At 71.8% G+C, this 13,683-nt stretch carries 14 protein-coding genes; 5 read left to right on the top strand and 9 right to left on the bottom strand.

Annotated features, from left to right (window positions below; genetic code table 11):
- Positions 1-98 precede the first annotated feature (98 nt).
- The 3 genes from ACEN8D_RS05590 to ACEN8D_RS05600 all read right to left on the bottom strand — a co-directional run bounded on the left by ACEN8D_RS05590 (position 99) and on the right by ACEN8D_RS05600 (position 1,707).
- A complete protein-coding gene (locus tag ACEN8D_RS05590) occupies positions 99-749 on the bottom strand; it encodes a CE1759 family FMN reductase (RefSeq protein WP_413399282.1) in 651 nt (216 codons plus the stop codon).
- A gap of 139 nt (positions 750-888) precedes the next feature.
- Positions 889-1,158, bottom strand: coding sequence for a 30S ribosomal protein S15 (gene rpsO / locus ACEN8D_RS05595; RefSeq protein ID WP_070416523.1), 270 nt, complete (start codon positions 1,156-1,158; stop codon positions 889-891).
- 102 nt (positions 1,159-1,260) lie between these two features.
- Positions 1,261-1,707 carry a VanZ family protein gene (locus ACEN8D_RS05600; protein ID WP_175473608.1) on the bottom strand — a complete coding sequence of 149 codons (447 nt, stop codon included), beginning with the start codon at positions 1,705-1,707 and terminating at the stop codon, positions 1,261-1,263.
- Between the two features lie 112 nt (positions 1,708-1,819).
- Here ACEN8D_RS05600 and ACEN8D_RS05605 point away from each other — a divergent pair, with 112 nt between their 5' ends.
- The 3 genes from ACEN8D_RS05605 to ACEN8D_RS05615 are packed head-to-tail and all read left to right on the top strand — an operon-like array spanning position 1,820 to position 4,251.
- A complete protein-coding gene (locus tag ACEN8D_RS05605; RefSeq protein WP_413399281.1) occupies positions 1,820-2,866 on the top strand; it encodes a glycoside hydrolase family 6 protein in 1,047 nt (348 codons plus the stop codon).
- Positions 2,867-2,900: 34 nt separating this feature from the next.
- Positions 2,901-3,950: a M4 family metallopeptidase gene (locus ACEN8D_RS05610; RefSeq protein WP_413399280.1), complete on the top strand. Its 1,050-nt coding sequence runs from the start codon at positions 2,901-2,903 to the stop codon at positions 3,948-3,950.
- A gap of 28 nt (positions 3,951-3,978) precedes the next feature.
- A complete protein-coding gene (locus ACEN8D_RS05615) occupies positions 3,979-4,251 on the top strand; it encodes a protealysin inhibitor emfourin (protein ID WP_413399279.1) in 273 nt (90 codons plus the stop codon).
- A 27-nt stretch (positions 4,252-4,278) separates the two neighbouring features.
- Here ACEN8D_RS05615 and ACEN8D_RS05620 read toward each other — a convergent pair whose 3' ends face one another.
- Genes ACEN8D_RS05620 through ACEN8D_RS05630 form a run of 3 tightly spaced genes read right to left on the bottom strand, consistent with a single transcriptional unit; the run spans position 4,279 to position 7,789 of the window.
- Positions 4,279-6,522 (bottom strand): HelD family protein, encoded by a 2,244-nt coding sequence (locus tag ACEN8D_RS05620; protein WP_413461538.1) that lies wholly within the window; start codon positions 6,520-6,522, stop codon positions 4,279-4,281.
- Positions 6,523-6,581: 59 nt separating this feature from the next.
- A complete protein-coding gene (locus tag ACEN8D_RS05625; RefSeq protein WP_309779066.1) occupies positions 6,582-7,418 on the bottom strand; it encodes an aldo/keto reductase in 837 nt (278 codons plus the stop codon).
- Positions 7,418-7,789, bottom strand: coding sequence for an FKBP-type peptidyl-prolyl cis-trans isomerase (locus ACEN8D_RS05630; protein WP_092094011.1), 372 nt, complete (start codon positions 7,787-7,789; stop codon positions 7,418-7,420). Before ACEN8D_RS05630 ends, ACEN8D_RS05625 begins: the two co-directional genes overlap by 1 nt.
- Positions 7,790-7,868: 79 nt before the next feature.
- Here ACEN8D_RS05630 and ACEN8D_RS05635 point away from each other — a divergent pair, with 79 nt between their 5' ends.
- Positions 7,869-9,191: an MFS transporter gene (locus ACEN8D_RS05635; RefSeq protein ID WP_083403314.1), complete on the top strand. Its 1,323-nt coding sequence runs from the start codon at positions 7,869-7,871 to the stop codon at positions 9,189-9,191.
- Positions 9,192-9,293: 102 nt separating this feature from the next.
- Complete coding sequence (locus tag ACEN8D_RS05640; RefSeq protein WP_413399189.1) at positions 9,294-10,385, top strand: YihY/virulence factor BrkB family protein; 1,092 nt, start codon at positions 9,294-9,296, stop codon at positions 10,383-10,385.
- Positions 10,386-10,395: 10 nt separating this feature from the next.
- On the opposite strand, the gene ACEN8D_RS05645 is transcribed toward ACEN8D_RS05640, so the two are convergent.
- The 3 genes from ACEN8D_RS05645 to ACEN8D_RS05655 form a co-directional block, all read right to left on the bottom strand.
- Positions 10,396-11,868, bottom strand: a complete 1,473-nt coding sequence (locus tag ACEN8D_RS05645) for an aspartate ammonia-lyase (RefSeq protein WP_070419138.1) — start codon at positions 11,866-11,868, stop codon at positions 10,396-10,398.
- Between the two features lie 198 nt (positions 11,869-12,066).
- Positions 12,067-12,363, bottom strand: coding sequence for a hypothetical protein (locus ACEN8D_RS05650; RefSeq protein ID WP_309779063.1), 297 nt, complete (start codon positions 12,361-12,363; stop codon positions 12,067-12,069).
- Positions 12,363-13,619 carry an inorganic phosphate transporter gene (locus tag ACEN8D_RS05655; RefSeq protein WP_083294992.1) on the bottom strand — a complete coding sequence of 419 codons (1,257 nt, stop codon included), beginning with the start codon at positions 13,617-13,619 and terminating at the stop codon, positions 12,363-12,365. The genes ACEN8D_RS05650 and ACEN8D_RS05655 overlap by 1 nt, the downstream gene beginning before the upstream one ends.
- Positions 13,620-13,683: the final 64 nt, after the last annotated feature.

Here is a 13,683-nt window from a genome sequence, read left to right on the forward strand (position 1 = left end):
TCGTCGTCACGATCCGTCGTCACGACGAGGTTCCCGAGCCCACCGGTGAGCGGGCCGGGCGGAGGCTGCACCCCCGCCCGGCGACCCCTGTGGCCGGCCTAAGAGCGCACGGCCGAGTGGCCGAGCCCACCGAGCAGGGACGCGAAGTCCGCCGTCTCGGGGAGCGCGTCGGCGTCCTGCGGGGCCCGACGGGAGGCGCGGATCGCCCAGGCCAGGTCCTCCCCGGCCCGGCGGATGCGACCGTCCAGTGCGGCCGAGTCGCCCTCGCTCCCCCAGTCGTCGGTGGCGGCGAACACACCGGTGGGGACGACCGCGGCGCGGAGGTACGCGAACACCGGACGCAGCGCGTGCTCGATCGCGAGCGAGTGCCGTGCGGTGCCGCCGGTGGCTCCGAGCAGGACCGGCATGTCGGCCAGCGAGTCCTTGTCGAGCACGTCGAGGAACGACTTCGCCAGACCGCTCACGCCGGCGGTGAAGATCGGCGTGACGAACACCACGGCGTCGGCCTCGACGACCGTCGCCATCGCGGCGGACAGCGCCGGTGCGGCGAACCCGGTGAGCATCGCGTCGGTGATCTCGTGCGCCAGCGGACGCAGGTCGACGTGCAGGACGTGCGCCGCGCCTCCTGGCAGGCCGGACGGGCTCGGTGCGGCGAGCGCCGCGACCGTGGCCTCGCCCAGGCGGTCGGCGAGCAGGCGGGTGGAGCTGGGCTCGGAGAGCCCGGCGGAGACGACGGCGATGGTGGTCATGGTGAGTCCCGACTTTCGATGCGTTTGCATGAACATCCTACCCAACCGCACGTCCCCCGCAACCATTCCCGGGGGAACGGAGAACGCCCCGGTCCTCGTGCGAGGGCCGGGGCGTTCGGTCAAGCCGTGGGTCGGTCGACTAGCGACGCAGGCCGAGACGCTCGATGAGCGCACGGTAGCGGGCGATGTCGACGTCGGAGAGGTAACCGAGGAGACGGCGACGCTGACCGACCATGAGCAGCAGACCACGACGCGAGTGGTGGTCGTGCTTGTGCTCCTTGAGGTGCTCGTTCAGGTCGTTGATGCGACGCGTCAGAACGGCGACCTGGACCTCGGGGGAACCGGTGTCGCCCGGGTGGGTCGCGTACTCTTCGATGATCTCCTGCTTGACCTTCGCGTCAAGTGCCATGCGTAGATCCCCTTTCAGTCCGTTGCGCGGTGCCCGTGCCTGATGCACGAGCGCTCTTTGTCCGCGGCCGTTCGACGGCAACCGCGCAAGACTACCAGATCGCTAGACGGTCCTGGCGCGCAGCCGACGCCGACGCGGTGCCGGCAGGAGGCTCCGGACGAGGCCGACGAGCGTCGCGCCGAGCAGACCGCCGAGGCCGTTCGACAGGACGTCGCGCGGATCGGCCACGCGGTACGGCAGGTAGGTCGCCTGCGCGAACTCGATACCGGTGGAGAGCACGACCGCGACGACCGCACCGAGGATCCACCACCGGCGCGGGAGCCACAGCGCGGCGAGCATCCCCACGGGCACGAACATCGCGATGTTGGCGAGGAACTCCACGCGGTCGTAGCTGAACCACGTGCCGTGCGGGAGCTGCTGCACCCAGGCGATCGCGTGCAGGACGAGGGAGTTCTGCGCCGCCGAGAAGACCTGCGGGGTCAGCGTCATCCGCCAGATCACCCAGGCGTACGCCGCGGTCAGGGCGAGGAGGAGGAGCTTCCGGAACATCCGGCCAGTCTGGGACACGGTCCTGGCAAGAACCGGCGGCGACGCTGGGTGAACGCCCGGCGGGACGGGCCGGGCCTGGGCACGCCGGGGTCGCACCTGCGAGCATGGGCGCATGCCGAGTCTCGAGGGAACCCGTGCACGCCGCAGCCCCGGCCGTCGTCAGTGGACGTGGATCGGGCTCGCCGCGGTCGTCGTCGCCGCGCTCGTCGTGACGCTCGTGCTCGTGCTCCCCCGTGGCACCGAGCCCACCGGCAGGCAGGTCGCCGAGCGGAAGACGGCGTCCGAGGCGTTCCCGGGCGGCCTCGCGGAGCAGCCCGAGGCCGAGAACCAACCCGGCAAGCGGGAGTCCGAGGCCCGTGCCGACGGCGACGACACCACGGCCCGGAAGATCGCCGTCATCGCGGACGAGCCGATCGCCACATGGCTGACGAACACCTCGGTGTCCGAGACGCGTCAGACCATCCGGGACGTCGTCCGCAGCGCCGAGCGGCAGCGGAAGACGCCCGTGTTCGTCCTCTACAACGTCCCGGACCGCGACTGCGGCAGCTACTCCAAGGGCGGGACCGCCGCGGACGAGTACCTGCCGTGGGTCCGGTCGGCCGTGCGGGCCATGGCGGGTTCCCGGGCCGTCGTGCTCGTCGAGCCGGACGCCATCGCCCAGATCCAGGTGTGCAAGCGCCTCGAGCAGGACCGCCTGCCCCTGATCCGCAAGGCCGTCGACGAGCTCAGCGGCCACGGCCTCACCGTGTACCTCGACGGCGGGAACGAGAACCGCGTGCCGACGGCGACGATGGCGAAGTGGCTGCGCGAGGCCGGGGTCGACCGGGTGCAGGGCTTCTTCACGAACGTCTCGAACTTCTACCGGGTCGACCAGGAACGCGCCTACGCCGACCAGCTCGCGGACGCGATCGGCGGCGACCCGCACTTCGTCATCGACGTCTCGCGCAACGGTCAGGGCTGGCGCGGGACCTGGTGCAACCCGGACGGCGCCGGCCTCGGCCAGGCCCCGCACGTCACCCGCGGCTCCACCCGGCTGGACGCGCTGCTGTGGGTGAAGACGCCGGGGCTGAGCGACGGCACCTGCAACGGCGGGCCGGCCGCCGGACAGTGGTGGGAGTCGTACGCCCTCGGGCTCGTGGAGAACCGCAAGCAGGACTGACCGCGGTGTCGGTGCCCGGTGGTTGCATGACGCCATGACCCCGACCGACCGCATCCGATCCGTCGTCCCGCCCTACCTGCTCCGCGCCGTCGCCGACGCCCAGGGCTTCCCACGCGCGGCCTCGGCGGCACGGACGGCGCTGGCGTCGCTCGACACCGTCCAGCGTCCGAAGCACGAGCACCGGGTCCGTCCGCAGGGCGTGAGCGGCACGGTCGACCGGTCGCCGCAGCGGACCGCCTCCGACGCGCACGGCAGCACCACGCTCCCGGGCACCCCGGTCCGGCGCGAGGGCGACCCGGACTCCGGCGACCCCGCGGTGGACGAGGCGTACACGGGCCTCGGCGACACCCACGCCTTCTGGCTCGAGGTGTTCGGCCGGGTGTCGATCGACGGCGCAGGCCTCCCCCTCGACGCCACGGTGCACTACGGGCAGGACTACGACAACGCCTACTGGGACGGCAGCCGGATGGTGTTCGGCGACGGCGACGGCGAGGTCTTCAACCGCTTCACGATCGCGGTCGACGTCATCGGCCACGAACTCGCGCACGGCGTGACCCAGTACACCGCCGACCTCACGTACGAGGGGCAGTCCGGGGCGCTGAACGAGTCGATCAGCGACGTCTTCGGCTCGCTCGTCGCCCAGTACGCCCGCCGCCAGAGCGCCGACCAGGCGTCGTGGCTCATCGGCGAGGGGCTCTTCACCCCGGCCGTGCACGGCGTCGCACTGCGGTCGATGAAGGCCCCCGGCACCGCCTACGACGACCCGGTGCTCGGGAAGGACCCGCAGCCCGCGACGATGGCCGGGTACGTCGACACCACCGAGGACTCCGGCGGCGTGCACACGAACTCCGGCATCCCGAACCACGCCTTCTACCTGGCGGCCACGGCGATCGGCGGCAACGCGTGGGAAGGCGCCGGAGCCGTCTGGTGGGACGCCCTCACGTCCGACGCCGTCACCGCCTCGATCGACTTCGCCGGGTTCGCCACCGTCACCGTCGACGCCGCCCGCACGCGCTTCGGGGACGGGTCGGCGCAGCACACCGCGGTGCAGGACGCCTGGCGCACGGTCGGCGTGCTCGACTGAGCCGGGTTGTCGGCGTACCGTCGGGGGCATGCACATCGACGTCCGCCGCAGTGGGGGCATCGCCGGCACCACCAGGGGTTGGCGCGTCGACACCGATGCCTGCGACGACCCGGGCGGGTGGTCAGCGCTCGTCGGTGCCCTGCCCCGCGACGCCCCGGGTCCCCCTGCGCCGGGTGTCCGCGACGACTTCACGTGGACGATCACCGTCGAACGGACGACGGTCACGATCCCCGGCACCCGCCTCGACGGCCCGTGGGCGGCGCTGGTGACGCGTGTGCGGGCCGAGGGCACCCCGACCTGACGGACGCGCCCCGCGCCTCCCGTGCCCTCAGTCCACGTCGATGACGGTCAGGCGGCGCGTCGGGCGCGTCATGGCGACGTACACGGCGGCAGCCGCACGTGCCGCGTCCGCACCGACCCGCTCCGGGTCGACCAGCAGCACGCCGTCGAACTCGAGGCCCTTCGCATCGGCGCCCGTGAGCACCGTGACGGACCCCGGTCGGGGTGACCCGAGCGACCGGACGTCCACCTCGGTCCGGGCCAACCGCTCGCGGACCGCGTCCACGTCCGCCTCGGGCACGATGACGCCGATCGTGCCGGCCCCGATGTGCTCCCGCTCGCTGCCGACGATCGCGGCGACCGTGTCGAGCACCTCGGCCCGGCTGGACGTGACGCGCACCACGGGGTCGCCGTCGCGCACGGCCTCGGTCCGGGTGACCGCGAGGCCGGCGGCGTCCGCGAAGGCCCCGGCGGCCTCGACGATCGAGCGCGGCGTGCGGTAGTTCACCGTGAGCTCCTCGACGCGGTGCTCGATCGGCACCTGCGGCGCGCGGCCCCGACGACGGCGGGCGAGGGCGCCGACGACGTCGTCCCACGTGCGGGCGGCCCCGGGCGAGGACCCCTGCGCCATGTCGCCCACGATCGTGAACGAGCGGAGTGGGTTCCGGCGGGCGAGTACCCGCCACTGCATCGGGGAGAGCTCCTGCGCCTCGTCGACGACGATGTGGCCGTAGGTCCACTCGCGGTCCTCGGCGGCGCGCTCGGCGGTGGAGCGGGGGTCGCCGCCCTCGGCGAAGGAGCCGGCGACCTGCTCGGCGGTGACGATGCCCTCGACGCCCATGTTCTCGATGGCCTGGCGGGCGTTCTCGATGTCGCGGTTGCGGCTGGCCTTCGCCGCGCGCTTGGCCGCCCCGCCGGTGGGGTCGAACGGGCCGAGGAGCTCGGCGGCCTCGTCGAGGAGCGGGACGTCCTCGACCGTGAACGCGGCTCCCCGCGCACGCAGCAGCAGGGCCCGGCGCTCCGGGGTCCAGTGGGGGGTGAGCGAGGCGAGCCAGTTCGGCCGGGCGTACAGGTCCTCGAGGAGCTTCTCCGGCGGCAGCGGCAGCCACGCGGTGTTGAGGAGCACGCGGGCGTCGTACGACGACCGGATGTCCTCGCGCAGGACCTTCTCGTCCGCCTCGTCGACGGTGGTCCCGCGCTGGCGGAGCTGCTCGGCGAGCAACCGCGTCATGGCGTCGAGCGCGGTCTTGTTGAACGTGACGCGGGCGGCGTTGTGGGGCTTCCCACGGTCCTGCGCACGCTTCATGGCGTCGGCGACGAGCTCGGGCGGCACGACGAGCCGCTCCCCCTCGACGTCGAGCGTGACCGACTCGGTCGGGACGACCTGGCGGGACCGCACCGCGCGACGGAGCAGCTGCGCCATCTCGGCCGAGCCCTTCACCGCGGCGACGTCGCGCTGGTCGTGCTTCGTCGCGTGCACGCCCGGGTAGAGCGAGCCGAGCGAGGCCATCACCACGCCGGTCTCGCCGAGCGACGGGAGCACCTGCTCGATGTAGGTCAGGAACGCCGGCGACGGGCCGACCATGAGCACGCCGGAGCCCCGGAGCCGCTCGCGGTACGAGTACAGCAGGTACGCCGCACGGTGCAGGGCCACGGCGGTCTTGCCCGTGCCGGGGCCGCCCTGGACGATGAGCACGCCCTCGAGCGGGGAGCGGATGATCCGGTCCTGCTCGCCCTGGATCGTCGCGACGATGTCCGTCATCCGGCCGGTGCGCTCGGCGGTGACCGCGGCGAGGAGCGCGCCCTCGCCCTGCAGGTGCGTGCGCTCGTCGTCGTAGAGCGCGGCGTCGAAGACCTCGTCCTCGATGCCGACGACGCTGCGGCCGTCGAGGGTCAGGTGCCGGCGGGCGCGCATGCCCATCGGGTGCGCAGCGGTCGCCTGGTAGAAGGCGTTGGCACCGGGGACGCGCCAGTCGAGCAGGAGCGGTCGGTGGTCGCGGTCCCGCAGGCCCACGCGACCGATGTAGCGGAACGAGTCCTCGTCGCTGTCCGGCTCGGACACCTCGAGCCGCCCGAAGACCAGGCGGTCGCCGACGCGCTCGAGCGTCGCGATGGTGTCCTCGTAGAGCCGGGCGTACGCATCGCGCTCACTGCGGCTCTGGTGGTTCCCGCCGACCGCTTGACGGCGGGTTTCGGCGAGACGCTGCTCGGCCTCGGCGGTCAGCTCGTCGAGACGGCCGAACAGGCCGTCCACGTAGCCGCGCTCGCGGTCGATCTCGGTCGGTTCTGACACACACAACCCTTCGGGACAGGGGAACCCAGTGTAGTCCCCCCATCCCGAAGTGAGGCTTCCTACATCTCTTCGTGCGTGTCCGGGTCGCCGTCCCAGAGGCGTCCGCGCTCGAGGCCGGAGATCGCCGCGACCTCGGCGTCGGTCAGCTCGAAGCCGAAGACGTCGAGGTTCTCGCGCTGCCGGGCCGCGTCGCCGGACTTCGGCACCGGGACGGCACCGATCTGGACGTGCCAGCGGAGCACGACCTGCCCGGGGGTGACCCCGTGCGCGGCAGCGGCGTCGACGATCGGCTGCTCCGTGAGGAGTTCCGACCGCTTCGCGAGGGGGCTCCAGCTCTCGGTGACGATGCCGAGCTCCTGGTGCACCTTCCGCAGTTCGCCCTGCGGGAAGTACGGGTGCAGCTCGACCTGGTTCACGGCCGGGGCGACACCCGTGGCGTCCACGATGCGACGCAGGTGCTCCGGGGTGAAGTTCGAGACGCCGATCGAGCGGACCTTGCCGCTGTCGCGGAGGTCGACGAAGGCCTTCCAGGTGTCGACGAACTTGTCCACGGACGGGTTCGGCCAGTGGATCAGGTAGAGGTCGACCGAGTCGAGGCCCAGGTTGCCGAGGGTCTCGTCGATCGAGCGGTGCGCCTCGTCGTAGCCGTGGTGGCGGCCGGGGAGCTTCGACGTGACGACGAGGTCCTCGCGCGCCACCTCCGACTCGCGCACGGCCCTGCCGACGGCGTCCTCGTTGCCGTAGTTGAGCGCGGTGTCGAGCAGCCGGTAGCCGCCCGCGATCGCCGTCCCGACGGCCGCCGCGCCCTCGTCGCCGTTCAGCCCGTAGGTGCCGAGGCCGAGCTCCGGGAACCGGTGTCCGTCGTTCAGCTCGATGGTCGGTGCGCCGACCTGCATCAGCGGACCCCGAGCAGGTCGATGACGAAGATCAGGGTCTTGCCGGACAGGAAGTGGCCACCGCCGGCGGGGCCGTAGGCGAGCTCCGGCGGGACGACGAGCTTGCGGCGCCCGCCGACCTTCATGCCGGGGATGCCCTCCTGCCAGCCGCGCACCAGGGCGGCGAGCGGGAAGTCGATCGGCTCGCCGCGGTTCCACGAGCTGTCGAACTCCTCGCCGGTCTCGTACTCGACGCCGGCGTAGTGCACCTTGACGGTCGATCCGGCGGAGGCCACGTCGCCGGAGCCCTCGACGATGTCGGTGATGACGAGCTCGGTGGGGGCGGGGCCCTCGGGGGCGTCGAACTCGGGCTTGCTGTTCAGGTCAGTCATGCCCGCCAGTCAACCAGAGAGCGCGGACACGGCCCCGCACGTCCACGGACGGCGCCGCAGCCCCCAGAATGGTTCCACCGTGACATCATCCACACCGACCGGCGAGCGCCGACGCCGTCTCCTCGCCGACCTCACCCCGCTCCGCCGCTCCCCCGCGTTCGCCCGGCTCTGGCTCGGCACCGCCATCGCGGGCATCGGCACGCAGATGACCACCGTCGCCGTCGGCCTCGAGGTCTACGACATCACCGGTTCGACCTTCGCGGTCGCCCTCGTCGGCGTGATCGCGCTCCTGCCGATGATCGTCGCCGGCCTCTACGGCGGCATGCTCGCCGACGCGTTCGACCGGCGCACCGTCGCACTCGTGTCCGCCGTGATCGCCTGGGCCGCCGTGGCCCTGATCGCCACGCACGCCTGGCTCGGACTGCACAGCGTCGCCCTGCTCTACGTCCTCGCCACGGTCAACGCCGTCGCCGCGACCGTGAGCAACGCGTCCCGCTCCGCGATCGTGCCCCGGCTCGTGGGCACGGACCTGCTGCCGGCGGCGAGCGCCCTCGGCGGCATCGCCTCGGGGTTCCAGGTCACGGTGGGTCCCGCGGTCGCGGGCGTGCTCATCGCGGCCGTCGGCTTCGCCCCGACGTACACGATCGACGTGGTCCTGTTCACGTTCGCGTTCCTCGGGGTGTTCACCCTGCCGCGGATGGCCGCCGACCGGGACGCGCTCCGTCCGGGGCTCAGCTCGCTCGTCGAAGGGGCGCGGTTCCTCCGACGGTCGCGGAACATCACCATGACGTTCGTGCTCGACATCGTCGCGATGACGTTCGGGCAGCCCCGCGTGCTCTTCCCCGCGATCGGTGCGCTCGTGATCGGCGGCGGGTCGATCACCGTCGGCACCCTCACCGCGGCGTACGCGATCGGAGCCCTGCTCTCGAGCGTGTTCTCCGGTCCGCTCGGACACGTCCGCCGCCAGGGCGAGGCGGTCGGCTGGGCGATCACCGCCTACGGTGGCGCGATCGCGGCGTTCGGCGTGGTCATCGCCTGCGCCCACGCCCTCGGCGGCCGCGAGGGCGACGCGTTCAGCACCGGCATCCTGCCCGCGCTCGGCCTCGCGGCACTCTTCCTCGCGGCGGCCGGCGGTGCCGACAACGTCAGCTCGGTGTTCCGGAACACGATCCTGCAGGCCGCCTCCCCGGACGGCATGCGCGGACGCCTGCAGGGCATCTTCATCGTCGTCGTCACCGGTGGACCGCGGCTGGGCGACCTCTACGCGGGGCTCGTGGTCGCCGCTGGCATCGCGTACCCGCCGATCATCGGCGGTGTGCTGATCATCGGCCTGGTCGCGCTGCTCCTCCGCGCGGTGCCGTCCTTCCGCCGGTACGACGCACGGCACCCACACGCGAACTGACGAGCGGAGCGGCCGCCGGACGCGACCGTCGACCGGACGGGAGGCGCGGTGCGGGCTGCCACCGCGCCTCCTGGCCCGCAGGTGTCGGGTACCGTACAACGCATGCCGGACAGCGCATCGCGCGACCTCCAGCGGACGGGAGCCCGCGCCGTGGTCCGGCGTACCTACCACTCGGTCATCCGGCACCGCGTCGTCGACGCGGCGGCGTCGCTGACGTTCTTCGCGCTGCTCACGGTGTTCCCGACGACGCTGACCGTGGTGTCGGCCCTGTCGATCGTGGACCGGCAGGGCGACAGCCTCGAGGACATCATCGGGATCCTCGGCTTCATCGTCCGCCCCGAGACGGCCTCGCATCTCGAAGGTCCGCTCCGGCAGCTCCTCACCTTGGACAACCCGTGGCTCGGCTTCGCGATCGGCGTCGTGCTGACGCTGTGGTCGCTCTCCGGGTACGCGACGGCGTTCGGCCGGGCCATGAACACCGCCTACGAGGTCGAGGAGGGGCGTCGCATCTGGAAGTTCCGCAGCATGATGCTCCTCGTCACGCTGCTCGTGATGGCCGGCGGTGCGATCGCGATCGTGATCCTGCTCGGCACCCCGACGATCTCCGCCGCGGTCATCCGGTCCTTCGGGTGGGCGCCGTGGATCGACGACCTCTGGAACGTGGTGAAGTGGCCGATCCTCGCCGCCGACCTCGTCGTGATGGTCGCGGTGCTGTACTACGCGACGCCGAACGTGAAGACGCCGCAGCTGCGATGGGTGTCCGCCGGTGCCGGGTTCGCCATCGTGACGTGGGCACTGGCGACGCTCGGGTTCTCGCTCTACGTCGAGACGATCGGCGGCGGCAACAAGGCCTACGGGTGGCTCGGTGGCGCGATCCTGCTGCTCGTGTACCTGTACATCTCGAACTTCGTGCTCGTGGTGGGCGGTGAGCTCGACTCCGAGGTGATCCGGATGCGCCAGCTCCTCGCCGGGATCGAGGCCGACGAGTCCATCCGGCTGCCGCTGCGGGACGTCACGCGGAACTTCACGCTCGCCCGGTGGCGGGACGCCGACATCGCCGCCGCACACCACGTCCGGACGATCGCAGCGCAGCGGGCCGCCGAGGACGACGCCGATCCTGCCCAGGCCGAGGCTGCGGAACACCTGCGGGACCTGTCCCGGCAGGTGCGGGTCGGCGAGCCGCCGATGCCGTAGGCGCCGCGCGTCAGCGCTCGCGCGCCGCCCGGTCGAGCATCTCCTCGGTGACGACCGGGATCGCCCCCGTCGCCAGCTCGATGCCCGACAGCCGCGCCGGGCTCAGGACGCGCTGGACCTGGTCCTCCTCCATGAGCCCCGCCGCGGTCACGAGCGTCGAGATGGGCGTCGAGGTCGTCAACGCCGTGTGCGCGATCGACGCCGCGGCCGCGTACCCGATGTACGGCGTGAGCGCAGTGACGACGCCGACGTTCGTGTCGACCTGGGCCGCGAGCTTCGCCTCGTTCGCCTCGATCCCGGCCACGCAGTTCACCCGGAGCGTCGCGCACCCGCTCGCCATCCACTGCAGCGACTGCAGGATCGAGTGGGCGATGATCGGCTCGAACGCGTTGAGCTGCAGCTGCCCGCCCTCGGCCGCCATCGTGACCGTGGTGTCCGCTCCCACGACCGCGAACGCGATCTGGTTCACGACCTCGGGGATGACCGGGTTCACCTTGCCCGGCATGATCGAGGACCCCGCCTGCCGTGCCGGGAGCGTGATCTCCCCCAGGCCGGCCTGCGGACCCGAGGCCAGCAGCCGCAGGTCGTTGCAGATCTTTGAGAGCTTCGCCGCGCTCCGCTTCACGGTGCCGGACAGGGTCATGAACGCGCCGGCGTCGCTCGTCGCCTCGATGAGGTCCGGTGCCGTCACGATGTCGAGCCCGGACGCGACCTGCAGCTGGCGACGGACCTCGTCGCGGTACTGGGGGTCGGCCGTGATGCCGGTGCCGATCGCCGTCGCACCGAGGTTCGTCTCGGCGAGCAGCGGCATGACCGTCTTGAGCAGGAGGACGTCCTCCTGGATGGTGTGCGAGAAGCCGGTGAACTCCTGCCCGAGGGTCATCGGCACCGCGTCCTGCAGCTGGGTGCGTCCGATCTTCAGCACGTCCTGGAAGGCGTGCCCGCGCTCCGCGAAGGCGTCGGACAGCGCCTCGAGCTGCGACACGAGCCGCCGCACGCCGAGGATCATCGCGAGCTTGATGCTCGTCGGGTACGTGTCGTTCGTCGACTGGCTGCGGTTGACGTGGTCGATCGGGTGCAGGTACCCGTAGTCGCCCTTCTCGCGGCCGAGGAGCTCGAGGGCACGGTTCGCGAGCACCTCGTTCGTGTTCATGTTCGTCGAGGTACCGGCACCGCCCTGCACGATGTCGACGACGAACTGGTCCCGGAGCGAGCCGTCGCGGACCTCCTGCGCGGCACGGTCGATGGCGTCGGCACGCTCGGCGTCGAGCACCCCGATCGCCTTGTTCGCCCGGGCGGCCGCCTGCTTGACGGTCGCGAGGGCCTCGATGAGGTCCGGGTAGACCGCGATCGGCACCGAGGTGATGGGGAAGTTCTCGAGGGCGCGGAGGGTGTTGATGCCCCAGTACGCGTCCGCTGGGACGTCACGCGACCCCAGGGAGTCGGTCTCGGTACGGGTCTGTGCTGCTTCGTTGCCGGTCACGCCCACGAGGGTAGCCCGTCCGGCCGGTCGGGGCCGGGCCCCGGCCCGGGCGGGCGCGTCGCGACGTGCGCGGACGTCGCGGGTGGCGCGGTGGACGCGCGCGGTGACGGCCTGGAGGCGCGGTGCGGGCCGGCACCGTGCCTCCAGGCCGTCAGCGGGTCGCGCCCACGGCACGCACGCCGGTCAGCGCGGGATGCGTCAGTGGAACTGCGGGACGATGAGGTAGATGCCGTAGAGGACGGCCGCGCCGGAGACGACGAAGCAGGCGACGGACAGCGTCCGGAACCAGCGCACCGCGGTCGTGACGTTCGACGGGTGCGGGAACCCGACCGTCGCCGGACCGATCGTGCCGTCGTCCTTCACGGTGAACTTGCCGGCGCGGGTGTCGGCGGCGCTCCAGAAGCGGAGGCCGATCGAGTACACGGTGACCACGAAGCACGCGCCGACGAGCGACACGATCGCGACCGTCAGGAAGGCGAACCAGTCGATCCCCATCAGCGTCGTCCTCCCTTGCGGCCGGCCATGCGGCGCAGGGTGCGCTCGCGGCTCAGCTCGGCTCGACGCGCGGCGACGGTCTCGGCGCGCTTCTTCCGCTGCAGGTCACGCAGCTCCTTGCGGGTGAACACCGCGTTGGCGGCGACGTCCACCTCGATCGCGGCGGCCTGCTCGTGCGGCTTGCGGAGCGACCACAGGTAGAGCCCGAGGATCACTGCGGCGCCGACGACCGCGTCGATGACGAGGCCCGTGACGCCGAGGCGGGCGATGCCGGACGCGACCGCGCCGACGGCAGCGGCCGCCGGGAGGGTGATGAACCAGGCGATCACGATCTTGCCGGCGGTGGACCACTGGATCTTCGACCCGCGGCGACCCAGACCGGCGCCGATGATCGAGCCGGAGGACACCTGCGTGGTGGACAGCGCGAAGCCGAGGTGGCTCGAGGCGAGGATCGTCGCCGCGGTCGAGGCCTCGGCCGCGAAGCCCTGCGTCGCACGGATCTCGGTGATGCCGGAACCGAGCGTGCGGATGATGCGCCATCCGCCGGTGTACGTGCCGAGGGCGATCGCCAGGGCGCAGGCGATGACGACCCAGAACTGGACGCCCTGCTCGGACGACTGCGCACCCGAGGCGATGAGGGTCAGCGTGATGACGCCCATCGTCTTCTGGGCGTCGTTCGTGCCGTGCGCGAGCGACACCATCGAGCTCGTGAAGACCTGGCCGATGCGGAAGCCGCCGCGCTCGTTCGGGAAGACCGGGCGCCGGGTGATCCGGTACGCGATCCGGGTGGACAGGAACGAGACCAGCGCGGCGATCACCGGCGAGAGGAACGCGGGGATGATCACCACCGTCAGCAGGGCCGCGTAGTTGACGGCGTTGAACCCCGCACCGACGATCGCGGCACCGATGAGCCCGCCGAACAGCGCGTGCGAGGACGACGACGGCAGGCCGCGCAGCCACGTGATCATGTTCCACACGACCGCCCCGATGAGCCCGGCGAAGATCATCTCCGGGCTGATCGCCACGCCTCCGGGCCCCTCGTTGATGAGGCCGTGCGAGATCGACGTCGCCACCGCGGTGCTGAGGAACGCACCGACGAGGTTGAGCACCGCGGCGACCGTGACGGCCACCTTGGGCTTCATCGCACCGGTGGCGATCGGGGTCGCCATCGCGTTGGCGGTGTCGTGAAAACCGTTTGTGAAGTCGAAGAAGAGGGCCAACGCGATGACCAGGACGACTATGAGTGTGATGTCCACCGCGGGCAAGTGTCCCAGGCTGAACGCCGCCTGGCAAACCCTGTCGGACACCTGCTGTTCATGT

The sequence above is a fragment of the Curtobacterium sp. Curtsp22 genome, assembly GCF_059492135.1.